Origin of the sequence: Streptomyces triticirhizae, from assembly GCF_003696235.1 — a bacterium.
Classification (GTDB): domain Bacteria; phylum Actinomycetota; class Actinomycetes; order Streptomycetales; family Streptomycetaceae; genus Streptomyces; species Streptomyces triticirhizae.
The window spans coordinates 1-12,195 of sequence record NZ_RFFJ01000185.1 but is presented as its reverse complement, the minus strand read 5'-3'; the positions used below and the strand labels follow the sequence as shown (position 1 = coordinate 12,195).

At 75.4% G+C, this 12,195-nt stretch carries 10 protein-coding genes; 5 read left to right on the top strand and 5 right to left on the bottom strand.

Annotation, left to right across the window (positions count from 1 at the left end):
- Together EBN88_RS24300 and EBN88_RS31320 are read left to right on the top strand one after the other, a co-directional pair.
- Nucleotides 1-1,337: ATP-dependent DNA ligase (locus EBN88_RS24300; protein WP_122399206.1), on the top strand; the 1,337-nt coding region annotated here is incomplete at its 5' end.
- 238 nt (nt 1,338-1,575) lie between these two features.
- Nucleotides 1,576-2,607 (top strand): L,D-transpeptidase family protein, encoded by a 1,032-nt coding sequence (locus EBN88_RS31320; RefSeq protein WP_199742465.1) that lies wholly within the window; start codon nt 1,576-1,578, stop codon nt 2,605-2,607.
- Nucleotides 2,608-2,657: 50 nt separating this feature from the next.
- Here the strand turns inward: EBN88_RS31320 and EBN88_RS24285 are convergent, their stop codons facing one another.
- Nucleotides 2,658-3,503, bottom strand: a complete 846-nt coding sequence (locus EBN88_RS24285) for an alpha/beta fold hydrolase (RefSeq protein ID WP_122399204.1) — start codon at nt 3,501-3,503, stop codon at nt 2,658-2,660.
- Nucleotides 3,503-4,255, bottom strand: coding sequence for a TetR/AcrR family transcriptional regulator (locus EBN88_RS24280; RefSeq protein ID WP_122399203.1), 753 nt, complete (start codon nt 4,253-4,255; stop codon nt 3,503-3,505). The genes EBN88_RS24285 and EBN88_RS24280 overlap by 1 nt, the downstream gene beginning before the upstream one ends.
- Nucleotides 4,256-4,327: 72 nt before the next feature.
- Here EBN88_RS24280 and EBN88_RS24275 point away from each other — a divergent pair, with 72 nt between their 5' ends.
- Complete coding sequence (locus tag EBN88_RS24275) at nt 4,328-5,344, top strand: ketopantoate reductase family protein (RefSeq protein WP_122399202.1); 1,017 nt, start codon at nt 4,328-4,330, stop codon at nt 5,342-5,344.
- A gap of 713 nt (nt 5,345-6,057) precedes the next feature.
- Here the strand turns inward: EBN88_RS24275 and EBN88_RS24270 are convergent.
- The 3 genes from EBN88_RS24270 to EBN88_RS24260 all read right to left on the bottom strand — a co-directional run bounded on the left by EBN88_RS24270 (nt 6,058) and on the right by EBN88_RS24260 (nt 11,212).
- A complete protein-coding gene (locus tag EBN88_RS24270) occupies nt 6,058-6,498 on the bottom strand; it encodes a DNA-binding protein (protein ID WP_122399201.1) in 441 nt (146 codons plus the stop codon).
- A gap of 72 nt (nt 6,499-6,570) precedes the next feature.
- On the bottom strand, nt 6,571-10,050 hold the full coding sequence (locus EBN88_RS24265; RefSeq protein ID WP_122399200.1) for a substrate-binding domain-containing protein: 3,480 nt from the start codon (nt 10,048-10,050) through the stop codon (nt 6,571-6,573).
- 190 nt (nt 10,051-10,240) lie between these two features.
- Nucleotides 10,241-11,212: a pectate lyase family protein gene (locus EBN88_RS24260; RefSeq protein WP_122399199.1), complete on the bottom strand. Its 972-nt coding sequence runs from the start codon at nt 11,210-11,212 to the stop codon at nt 10,241-10,243.
- A gap of 196 nt (nt 11,213-11,408) precedes the next feature.
- Between EBN88_RS24260 and EBN88_RS24255 the strand changes: the two genes are divergently transcribed.
- Together EBN88_RS24255 and EBN88_RS31315 are read left to right on the top strand one after the other, a co-directional pair.
- Nucleotides 11,409-11,663, top strand: coding sequence for a DUF2277 domain-containing protein (locus tag EBN88_RS24255; protein WP_122399198.1), 255 nt, complete (start codon nt 11,409-11,411; stop codon nt 11,661-11,663).
- 288 nt (nt 11,664-11,951) lie between these two features.
- Nucleotides 11,952-12,095, top strand: a complete 144-nt coding sequence (locus EBN88_RS31315) for an alpha/beta fold hydrolase (protein ID WP_199742464.1) — start codon at nt 11,952-11,954, stop codon at nt 12,093-12,095.
- Nucleotides 12,096-12,195 lie beyond the last annotated feature (100 nt).

The window sequence follows — 12,195 nt, the reverse complement described above, 5'->3', positions numbered from 1 at the left end:
CCGCCGCCACGGCCACCCTGACGGTGGCGGCGACCGACGAGACGCTGGGCGCGGTCGGCCGGGTCGCCGGGGCCGGCGCCGAGGCGCGGCGGCGGGCGCTGCTGCACGGGCTGCTGGCCGAGGCGACCGAGCCGGAACAGGCGTTCCTCACCGGCCTGATCAGCGGGGAGCTGCGGCAGGGCGCGCTCGACGCGCTGGTCATGGAGGGCCTGGCCGGGGCGGCCGGCGCGCCGCCCGACGCGGTGCGCCGGGCGGTGATGCTCGGCGGCTCGCTGGGCGCGGTCGCCGAGGCGGTGCTGGCGCGCGGTCCCGAGGCGCTGGCCGAGTTCCGACTGCGGGTGGGGCGGCCGGTGTTGCCGATGCTGGCGAAGAGCGCGCGCACGCTGGACGAGGCGCTGGACGGGCTGGGCCCGTGCGCCGTCGAGGAGAAGCTGGACGGCATCCGCGTGCAGGTGCACCGGGACGGCCGGACGGTGCGGATCTACACCAGGACGCTCGACGAGATCACCGAGCGGCTGCCCGAGGTGCGGCGCGCGGCGCTGGAGTTGGCGGTGGAGAGCGCGGTGTTGGACGGGGAGGTGATCGCACTGGACGAGGCGGGCAGGCCGCGCCCGTTCCAGGAGGTCGCCGGCCGGGTCGGCTCCCGGCTGGACGTGGCGGGCGCGCACGCCGCGCTGCCGCTCTCCCCGGTGTTCTTCGACCTGTTGACGGTGGACGGCCGGGAGCTGCTGGACCGCACCACCGAGGAGCGCCACGCCGAGCTGCGGCGGATCGCGCCCGACCCGCGCCGGGTGCGGCGGGTGCTGGTCGCCGACCCGGAGGACGCCGAACAGCGGGCCGCCGCCCACGCGTTCACCGAGGCGACGCTGGCGCGCGGCCACGAGGGCGTGCTGGTCAAGGCGTTGGGCGCGCCCTACAGCGCGGGCCGGCGGGGCGCGGCCTGGGTGAAGGTCAAGCCCGTGCACACCCTGGAGCTGCTGGTGTTGGGGGCCGAGTGGGGCCATGGCCGGCGGGCCGGGCTGCTCTCCAACCTGCACCTGGGGGCGCGCGGCGAGGACGGCGCGCCGGTGATGCTCGGCAAGACGTTCAAGGGGCTGACCGACGCGCTGCTGGCCTGGCAGACCGAGCGGCTGCGGGAGCTGGCCGTGGCGGAGGAGCCGTGGGGGGTGCGGGTGCGGCCGGAGTTGGTGGTGGAGGTGGCGATCGACGGCGTGCAGCGGTCCACACGCTACCCGGCGGGGGTGACACTCAGGTTCGCCCGCGTGCTCCGCTATCGGGAGGACAAACCGCCCACGGAGGCAGATTCGGTGGCCGCCGTGCGGGGGCTTCTGCGGTAGTTTCCCCCCCGGTGTTGGCGGTCCCGCCGCCGCGCCGGTGACAGAACCGCGACACACGTGGCCGCATTGTTATGGCCTCGGGCGCAACAAACCGCCGGTTTCGCGCATCTTTATCTGTGAGGTCCGATGAGGTCCCGTTAGCCCAGGGGGAAGTCTGATGCGCTCCGCGCTCGTTCGCATGTCTCCGCGCACCCGCGCGCGCTCGCGCGGTGGTCCGCGCCGGGCGATGCTCTCCGCCGTGGCCGCTCTGGCGGCCACCGGCGTGCTGTTGACCGGCTGCACGGCGCAGGGCCAGGAGGCCCCCGAGGAGCCGGCCGCCTCCCAGGAGGAGCCCGCTCCCGAGGAGACCGACGACGGCTCGGGCGGGGAGACGGAGGAGCCGGCGGAGGAGGTGCTGCTGTCCTTCGGCGACGAGTCGGAGCAGGTGCGGGAGTTGCAGGCCCGCCTCGCCCAGCGCGGCCACTTCACCGCCCAACCCACCGGGTACTACGGGGACGTCACGGTCGGCGCGGTGTCGGAGTACCAGCGGGCGGCCGGCCTCGACGTCACGGGCGAGGTCACCGAGTCCACCTGGGCCGCGCTCACCGAGGCCACCAGCGACCCGACCGAGGACGAGCTGTTCCCGCCGCAGCAGATGATGGGGTACGGGGACAACTCGGAGCAGGTGCGGGAGTTGCAGGCCCGCCTCGCCCAGCGCGGCCACTTCGACGGGAACCCGACGGGCTACTACGGCGACGTCACGGTCGCGTCCGTCAGCTCGTTCCAGCGGGCGGCCGGGATCGAGATCACCGGCACGGTCTTCGACGACACCTGGGCCGCGCTCACCGAGCGGACCACCCAGCCCACCGAGGAGGAGATGTATCCCCCGCTGGAGGTGCCCGAGGTCGAGCCGGAGAGCGAGCTGGACGAACGCTGCCTCACGGGCCGGGCGCTGTGCGTCTCCAAGACGAGCAACACCCTCTCCTGGGTGATCGACGGCGATGTCCAGATGACGCTCGACGTCCGCTTCGGCGCCGAGGAGACTCCCACCCGCGAGGGCGAGTTCGAGGTCTACTGGAAGTCCCGCCACCACCACTCGACGCTCTACGACTCCCCGATGCCGTACGCGATGTTCTTCGACGGCGGTCAGGCGGTGCACTACTCGGAGGACTTCGCCGCCAACGGGTACAACGGCGCCTCCCACGGCTGCGTCAACGTCCGGGACGAGGCCGGGATCGCCGCCCTCTTCGACGAGGTGCGCGAGGGCGACAAGGTCATCGTCTACTGGTGACCGCGCGCCGGCCGGGCGCCGCACGGCGCCCGGCCGGCTTCCGCTGACGTTCAGCCCAGCACGGCCAGCAGCTCGGCGGCGAACTCCTCCGGCCGCTCCACCACCCCGAGATGGCCGCCGGGGAACGTGGCCAGCTCCACGCCCAGCGCCTCCGCCAGCCGCGTCGCCGGCCCGCTCAACGGCTCCTGCCCCTTCGACTCCCGGCCGACCGCCGGCACCAGCCGGTCGGCCGCCCGCCCCAGCGCGGCCAGGTCCGGCGTGCTCCCGCTGAACGGAACGAGCACCCCGTCGAGGAACCTCGGCGTGTTGGCGTGCATCCGGGCCGCCATCTCCCGCACGGCGGGCGGCGGTTCGGCGGGCTGCTCGGTGGGCTGCTCGCCCTCCGCTTCCCGCCCGCCGCCGAGCCCCTCGGCGAACCTGGCCATCGCCGGCCCAGCGCCCCGCTCCCGGAACGTGTCCCGCACCTCGGCGAAGAGCGCCCGGTGCGGCTCGGGCTCGGGCAACAGTCCCAGCAGCGGCGGTTCGTGCGCCACCACGCGGGCCAGCCCCTCCGGATGGCGGGCCAGCAGGTCGAGGGCGACGATCGCGCCCGAGCTGGTGCCCAGAACGAACGCCTCGCGCCCCGGCGTCAGCGCGGCCAGCAGCCGGTGCGCGTCCTCGCTCCACACCGCCACGTCGGGCGCCTCCTCCGGATCGTGCGCGATGCTCCGGGACATGCCGCGCGGGTCGAGGGCCACCACGGTGAACCGGTCCGCCAGGCGCGGCGCCAGCCCGGCGAAGACCCCGGCGTCGCCGGCCCCGCCCGGGACCAGCAGCAGCACCGGGCCGCTGCCGCGCCGCTCGAAGTACAGGGTGGCGCCGGGCACTTCGAGGGTGCCGGACTCGGGCGTGTACATCAGTCGTGCTCCTTCTCCGCGTTCCGTGCGGTCCGCTCGTTCCGCGACTCCCGCGCCCGTTCCCCGGCCGGCTTCCCGGCCCGTTCCCCGGCCGGCTCCCCGGCCGGCTCCCCGGCCGGCTCCCCGCCGGGGGCGTCGTCCTCCGCCGGGGGCCAGTGGGTGAGCAGCACATGCAGCGCCGCCAGCCCGCGCGCCCAGGAGTGCCGCACCTCACGCGGGTGGCCGAAGCCGCCCTGCGCCTCCAACTGGACATAGCCGTGAAAGGTGCTGCGCAACAGCCGTGCCGCGTCGGTGAGATCGGGCTCGGTCAGCCCGTAGGCGCGCAGCATCCCGTAGGTCAGCTCGACATTGCGCCGGAAGCCGACCGAGTCGCCGACCTCCTCCAGGGACAGCCGCAGCTGGGTCGCCGCGTACTGCCCGGGGTGCTCCAGCGCGAACGCCCGGTAGGCGTCGGCGAACGCGACCAGCGCGTCCCGCCCCGCCCGCCCGGCGACCGCGTCGGCGATCCGCTCCGTCATCGCGGCGGCCGCGCGGATGGCGATCCGCACCCGCAGCGCGTGCAGGTTCCGCACATGGGAGTAGAGGCTGGCGTCCCTGACCCCGAACTGCCGGGCCAGCGCGGAGAGCGTCACCGCCTCCAGCCCCACCTCGTCCGCCATCGCGGCGGCCGTCTCCGTCAGCCGCTCGGCGTTGAGCCCCACCCGCGCCACCCGGGCCACCCCTCTCCTCGGCCACTGTTCCCACCAGGCCATTGCCTAGGGAGTCTAGGCAACAAACTAGCACGCCCAGTCGGAGAGGGTTGGGGCCCGGGGGACAATGCGGCCATGAGGTACATCGTGATCGGAGCGGGCGCGGTCGGCGGCGCCATTGGCGGGCGGCTGGCGCAGAGCGGGCACCAGGTGGTGTTGGTGGCCAGAGGGGCGCACGCCCAGGCGATGCGCGCCGACGGCCTGCGCCTTGACACCCCGGACGAGTCCCTGCGCCTGCGGGTGCCCGTGGTCGAAGGCCCCGAGGAGGTGGAACTCACCCCGGACGATGTGCTGTTGCTCGCCGTCAAGGTCCAGGACAGCGTCGCCGCGCTCAACGCCTGGGCCCACCGCCCGGTCGCCGGCGGCGGCACGGCCGGCGAACGGCTCCCGCTGCTCTGCGCGCAGAACGGCGTGGCCGGCGAACGCCTGGCGCTGCGCCGCTTCCGCCGGGTCTTCGCGGTCTGCCTCTGGCTGCCGGCCCAGTACCTCACCCCGGGCCGGGTGGCCGCGCCCTGCGCGCCGCTCACCGGGATGCTGCACATCGGGAACTACCCCGGAACGGAGGACGGGCGGCTGGACGAGGCCACCCTGCGGCCGATCGCCGACGACCTCGAACGCTCCCGTTTCCTGGCCAGGTTGACGCCGGAGGTCGCCCGCTGGAAGTACGCCAAGCTGCTGGGGAACCTGGCCAACGCCCTGGAGGCGGTCAGCGGCCCCGTCGCCGGGGACGAGCGGCTGGCCGAGGTGTACGGGCGGGTCAGGGCGGAGGGCGAGGCGACCTTGCGCGCGGCCGGGATCTCCTGGGTGAGCCCCGAGGAGGAAGCGGCCCTGCGCGCCGACCGGATGGACATGCGCCCGGTGCCCGGCGCTGAGACCGGCGGTAACTCCTCGTGGCAGAGCCTCCGTCGGGGCACCGGCTCCATCGAGGCGGACTACCTCAACGGCGAGATCGTGCTGCTCGGCCGCCTCCACGGGGTGGCCACGCCGTGGAACGAGACCCTGCAACGCCTCGCCACCGCGTTCGCCGCCGAGGGCCGCGCTCCCGGCTCGCTCCCCGTCCCCGAGTTGATCGCGGAGGCCGACCACGCGTGATGGCCTGGCGGCCGGCCGGGGGACCCGCGCGACGGGCCCGCAGCGCGGGCCGGCCGCGCGGGGCTCGGGGGTGGGGGGTGAACGACCGTCGCGCGCCGCCCCGTTCATTCGCTGCGCGGGTCCGCCGCGCGGGTCCGCTGCGCGCGGCTTGCGGGTTGTGGGGGGAACGGCCGTCGTCGACCGGCCCGTTGACCGGGGTGCGGGTCCGCTGCGCGGGATGAGGGGTGGACGCACCGGCCGGTAGTTCCGTGCGGTCCGCTGCGCCGGGCACGGCTGGCGCTGGCCATCCCGTTGACCAGGGCGCAGCGCCGCCGCACGCAGCGTCGGGCATCGCTGTAAACGGCTGGCGCCCACAGAACCGTTGAGCCGTCGGCCGTCGCGTTGAGGTGGCGGCCGGACCGTTGGGCCGGCGCGCCAGGGTGCGTTCCGCGCGAGTCCACCGCGCGGCGTTGCCATGAACGGCCGGTGTCCGTCGGTCCGGTGGGGCGTTGGCGACTGCGCTGTCGCACCGGCCGATCCGCCGTTTCCGCTCGGCCGGGGGCCGTTCCGTTGACACGGGCGTGAGGCCATCCTGCGCCAGGCGTTCGGCGTTGCCGTGAACGCCCGGCGCCAGTCGGCCCGTTGAACGCCCGCCGCCCCTTGAACGGCCGGCCGCCCGGCGGCCGCACGTGCCGGCGCCCGCGCCCCAACGGGGGCGCGGGCGCCCCCGTTCCTCAGGACGCGCCCCTGGGCGCGTCCGTGTCCGCGTCAGGGACGCGTTCGGTGAGGCGGGCGTGGCGTTGGCGGGCCGCCTGGGGCGTGGCCAGGCCCAGGCCGAACGCGATCTCCTGCCAGGTCAGGCCGCGTCCCCTGGCCATCTCCAACAGCCCGCGCTCCAGTTCGTCGAACTCCGCGCGGGCGCGCGCCACCAGGCTGAGCGCCGCCGTGATGTCGGCGCGGTCCACCTCCGGTTCGCCGTCCGCGCGTTCGGCCGCGCCGCTCAGTAGGAACGCCACCAGCCGCACCGCCTCGTGGGGCGCGAGCACCGAGGGGTGCGCGCCCCGCGCGCGTTGCTCAGGGGTGGCGGCATGGCGCTCGGCGATGCGGAACAGCGCGGCATGGGCCCGCCGCGCGGCCGCTGCGGCAGGGTCGGGCGGGGTGAAGGGGTCGCTCATGCCCCCAGCCTGCGCGCGCCAACCATCCGTTGTCAACAGACCGAAGTGAACGGTACGTTCACACCGTCGGGTTCACCCCGCGTCGCGGTAGGCGTGCGGGGCCACCCCGGTCAGCCGGCGGAAGACCCGGCTGAAGTAGGCCCGGTCGTGGAAGCCCACCGCCCTGGCCACCGTCTGCACGCTGTCGTCGCTGCTGGCCAGCCGTTCCTTCGCGCGTTGGATGCGCAGCCGGGTGAGGTACTCCCAGAGCGTCAGGCCCAGTTCGCGGTGGAAGAGCCGCCCCAGGTGGTCCTCGCTGACCCCGGCCGCCTGGGCCACCTGCCAGCGGGAGAAGCGGTGGCGGTAGTGCTGCTCCAGATACGCCAGCGCATAGCGCACCGGCGCCACCGCGCGCTGCGCGGCCGGGTCGTCGCGCTCCAGCATCAGCGCGAGCAGCCGCGCCGTCTCCGCCTCGGTCAGGATCTCCCGGCCGAGCAGCAGCAGCGCCGGGTGCGGCTCGGCGCGGCGCGCGTCGGCGACGGTGAAGCCCCGGTCGCTGAGGAGTAACGCCGGGACGCCCGGCAGCCGTTCGACCACGTCCAGGCCGGCCATGTCGGGCAGCGCCCGGTCCACCACCAGCAACCCCGGCGCCTCGTCGGCCAGCAGCGCCAGCGCGCTGGTGCCGTCGGCGGCGGCCCGCACCGGCCGGCCCGGCAGCGCCTGGGTGAGCAGCGCGCGGGCGCGCTCCCTGCGTTCGGCCGAACCGTCCACCACCAGCACCGACTTGGCCAGCTCGGACGGCCGCAGCGCGTGCAGCACCTGGTGCAGGTCGTCCCCGGCGAGCGGGCCGTAGAGGAGGAAGGGCGTGTGGCGCAGCGCGGGGTGGTCCAGCAGCCGGCGCGCCGTCGCCCACCGCCGGGCGGCGCCGGGCGCCTCGGCGTCCCAGGCCACGGCGGCCGGCCCGGGCGGGCCCAGCAGCGCTGACAGCTCCTCGTCGGGCCCCGGCAGCCGCAGCCGCAGCCGGTGGCGGCGGGCCAACGCGGCGGCCTCGGGCGGCGGTTGCTCGCCGTCAGCGGCCAGCACCAGCAACTCGTTCCCGGCCGCCGGCTGCCCCGGCGCGTCCGCCGGCGTGGGCAGGGGGAGCGTGAGCCGGAAGCCCGCGCGCCCGCGCACGCGGTCAACGGTCACCGAGCCGCCGTGCAGCACCGCGAGCCGGCGCGCGATGGCCAGGCCGAGCCGGGTGCCGCGCGCCCCGCTCGCGAACGGCTGGAAGAGGCGCTCCTCCTCGCCCTCCTCCACGGTCAGCCCCGGCCGGTCCACCCGGATGTCGAGCTGCCGGGGGCCGGCCTCCGCCGCCAGGTGGAGCCCGGGGCCGCCGGCCGCGACCAGCAGGTTGAGAACGATCTGCGTCAGCCGGCCCTCGTCGGCGCGCACCACCGGCAGCCGGGACGGCAGCCGCAGGTGCTCGGGGCGGCCGCCGGCCAGTCGAAACGTTTCAGTCAACGTCCGCAGCGGGTCGAGCAGTTGCCGCGACAGGTCCAGCGCGTCGATCTCGGAGCGCGACAGGTCCAGCAGGTCGTCGATCAGCCGCAGCAGCCGGTTGGCGTGCTCGTGCGCCGGCTCGCCCTCGGCGGTGTGCCGCAGGATCGCCTCGACCGGGCTGCGCAGCTCGTCCGTCGCGTTGTCCAGCAGCCGGGTCTTGAACCGGCTGGCCCGCTCCGCCGCGTCGCGCGCCCCGCGCACCTCGGTGAACAGCCGCACGCCCTTGAGCGCCGCGCTGATCTGGTCCCCGAGCGCCCGGTAGAGCGCGCCGGCGCCGCCGCCGTGCGGCTCGTCACCCGGGTCGGCCTCGAACACCGCGTAGCCCAGCTGCTCGTCGCCGATGTGCAGCGGCTCCAACACGGCGGTGAACCGGCCTCGTTCACCCCGTTCAACCCGTTCACCCCGTTCAGCCCGTTCAACCTGTTCGCCCCGGTCATCGCCTGCGCCGCGATCGACGCCTGTGTCGCGGTCGTCGCGGTCCGGCAGCATCTCGGCCAGCGGCGGGGGCGCGGGGGCCGCCGGCTCGCGCAGCGCCAGCCGGTAGCCGGGCACCCCGAGCCCCGGAAGATGCCGCTCCAACGCGCGCCGCAGCCCCGCCGTGTCGGTCACCGTGGTCAGCGTGGTGGCCAACGCCCGCAGCCGCCGGGCCCGTTGCTCCTCGGTCCAGCGCTCGTACTCCAGCAGCCGCCGCGACTTGTCCGCCACCAGCAGCCGTGCCTGGCCGACCAGCCGCTCAAGCCGCGCCGGGTCGGCGCCGCCCCCGGCCCGCAGGCCAAGCAGCGCCCGGTCCCAGGCCACGGCGTCGTCGAAGCTCCGCACCGAGGTGGCCAGCGCGCGTTCCAGCCGCCGCAGGAAGTCGACGCCGGTCTCCCCCGGCCCGGCCGGCAGCGCCGCGAGCAGCCCGGCGTCCAGCGGCGCGGTCGGCGTCAACGACCCCCGCACCCCGGCCGGTTCGGAGAATCCGCGCCCCTCGGCGCCCTGCCCCACCCCCTGCTCCACCACCTGTTCGACCAGCGGCGAGTGGCAGCCGCAGGAGCCCCGCACGATCAGCGTCCCCGACACCACCCGCCGCGCCGGCGGCGCCGTGCCGCGCAGCCTGGCCAGCAGCGTCTCCACGGCCAGCGCCCCCAACTCGCCGAACGGCAACGCCACCGAGGTCAGCGGCGGATCGCTGATCCGCGCCTCCACCGAGTCGTTGAAGCTGATCAACGCCACGTCCTCCGGCACCCGCACCCCGCGTTCGGTGAGGAAGCGCAGCGCGTCGGCGGCCAGCGCGTCGCTGCACGCCACCACCGCGTCGAAGTCCCGGCCGGGGCGCAGCCCGCGCACGTCGATCAGCACCCGCATCGCCGCCGCGCCGGCGCCGGCCGCGTAGTCCAACGAGGCGGCGGTCAACGAACGGTCCTGCGGCAGCCGGTGCCGGCGCAGCGCCTCGCTGTAGGCGCGGGCCCGGTCCAGCGCCACCGGGTTGGTCAACGGGCCCCGGATGCAGGCGAGTCGACGCCGCCCGTGGTCGGTCACCAGGTGGCCGACGGCCTTCCGCATCCCGGCATGGCTGTCCAACAGCAGCGTCTCGTGGTCCTCCAGCGCCCGGTTGAGGCTCACCACCGGCAGCCCGGACAGCTCGCGCACCAGCCGGGCCGCGCGCTCGCCGGCCGCCGGCAGGCCCAGCGTCGAGGTCCAGCAGATGACCCCGTCGAGCCCTGCGGTGGGCAGCAGTTCGTAGAGCGCGTTGCGCGGGGCGCCCTCGACGCGCACCGCGTCGCCTGGCAGAGCGACCAGGCTGGCGCCGTGCGCCTCGGCCGCCCGCCGCACCCCGGACCAGAGGGTGGCGCCCACGCCCAAGTGGATGTTGGCCGTCACCAGCCCGAGCAACGGCCGCCGCCCGGCCGGCGGTTCCCCCGACGCCCCGGCCGGCGAACCGTTCCACGCCCCGGCCGGCGAACCGTTCCGCGCCCCGGCCGGTGGCTTGCCCGGTGCCCGGTCCGGCGGCGACACCCCGAGCCCGCGTTCCAGCCCGCGTTCCACCATCGCGACAGCCTCGCTCCTCGGCAACGCCTGACCGCGCGCCGCACGGCGCGCTGCGGTGCCCCCGGCGGCGCCGCCGAGGTGGCGAGGACGATAGCGCCGCCCGGGCACGCCGACAAGGCCGGCGTCACACCCCCGCCCACGCGGCGGGAGCGGTGACACCGGCCCGGTCGGCGAGCACCGGGAACCCCGGTTACAGCTGGCCGACCCCGGCGCCGCCGGTCACGATGGACTTGACGTCGGCGGCCGCGTCGGGCGAGTAGCTGTAGGGGATGCCGGACACCGAACCGCCGGCCTCGCCCTCACCCGAGTTCACGAAGTGGTTGTCCCTGGCCTCGATCGAGCCCGGGCCCGAGGCCGCCTCGCCGAGGTGGAAGGGGTCCTCGGTGTTCTCGAAGTAGTTGGCCTCCACCAGCACCCCGGCGTCCTCGGTCGAGGCGACGCCGTAGCTGCCGATGTCGTTGTAGTAGTTGTTGTAGACGTGCACCGGGTCGCCGAAGCGGACGCGCGGGTTGCGCTGGTTGACCCCGTCGAACCAGTTGTGGTGGTAGGTGACGTTCAACTTCCCGATGTCCTCGGAGCCGTTGTCGTCGGAGTGCCCCAACAGCATGTTCTTGTCGGAGTCGTAGGTGTGGTTCCACGAGACCGTGATGTTCGTCGAGGCCCGCTTGATGTCCAGCGCCCCGTCGTTGGGGTTGGTGAAGTCGTTGTGGTCGATCCAGACGTTGGTGCTGTACTGCACGTTGATGCCGTCGTCGTTGGAGTCGGCGAACACCAGGTTCTGCACGATGACGTTGTCGGCGTCGCTGATGTTGAGACCGCCGCCCTGGATCGTGGCGCCCGAGCCGGCGCCCACGATCGACTTGTCGGAGGAGACCCGAACCATCTCGTCCACGTCGATGGTGCCGTTGACCTCGATCTGGAGCGGCCCGTCGCTGTTGGCGGCCTCGATCAGCTCGTCGGCCGAGGAGACCGAGACGGTCTCGCCGCCCGCGCCGCCGGTGGTCGCGGCGCCGAAGCCGGTCGGCGTGCCGACCGCCAGCGGGGCGACCTCGGCCGGCTCCGAGGCGGAGCCGGTGGCGGCGGTGAGGCCGGCGACCGTCGTCACGGCGGCGGTCACCGCGACAGCACTGGCCAGCTTGAATCGTGCGCTCGTCCTGCGCATGAGACTCTCCGTCCGTATGTGGGGGGTCAAACGGGAGAAACCGTGCCGCGCGGCCTGGCAACGCCTCAAGGCTAGGGCGGCGGGCGTGGACGATGACGGGGGGCGTGTGGACTATCGCGCTCGCCGCCGGTGGCGCGGCGCGTCGCCGTGGGCGTGCGCCGGTGGGACTGTCAGTGGTCGGGTCCACACTGGTCCCATGTGTCGCAGCATCAAGACCCTCCGCCCCCCGGCCACCCCCGACGTCACCGACGAGGACATCCGGGCCGCCGCCCTCCAGTACGTCCGCAAGGTGTCCGGCTTCCGCGCCCCGGCCGCGCACAACCGCGCCGTCTTCGACCAGGCCGTCGAGGATGTGACGGCGGCCACCGCCCATCTCCTCGCGCATCTCCGGGTGCGGGGCTCGGGCGGCTCGGGCGCCTCCGGCGGCTCGGGCTCGACGGCGCGGGGGTGAGGCCGGTCGACCTCCATGTGACGCGCACCGCCGGGCCGGCCCAACGGACCCTGCTCGTCATCCACGGCGGGCCGGACTGGGACCACAGCTATCTCCTCGACCCGCTGCGGGAGTTGGCCGGGGAGGTCCGGGTGCTCTGGCCCGACCTGCGCGGCTGCGGCCGTTCGCCGGGCGGGCTGCCGCCCGGGGAGTACACGCCGGACGCCGCCGTCGGCGCTGCCGGAGCGCGCGGCCGCCCGCCTGGCGGCGCTCGGCCTGCCGACGCTGCTGCCGCACGGCCGGCAGGACATGGTCTTCCCGGCGGGGCTGGCGCGGGACGCGGCCCTCCGCATCCCCACGGCCCACGCCGTGATCCTCGACGAGGCCGGCCACATGGCCCACATCGACCAGCCGGCCGCCTGGCTGGCCGCCGTCCGCGCGCACCTCACGTGAGAACGCGCACGTGCCCGCCGGCCGACGCGGCGCCGACTCGCGTTCGACGCGCCGGCAGGCCGGCCGGCCGGGCCCCCCGCCGCAGGGCGGCGGCGCCGCC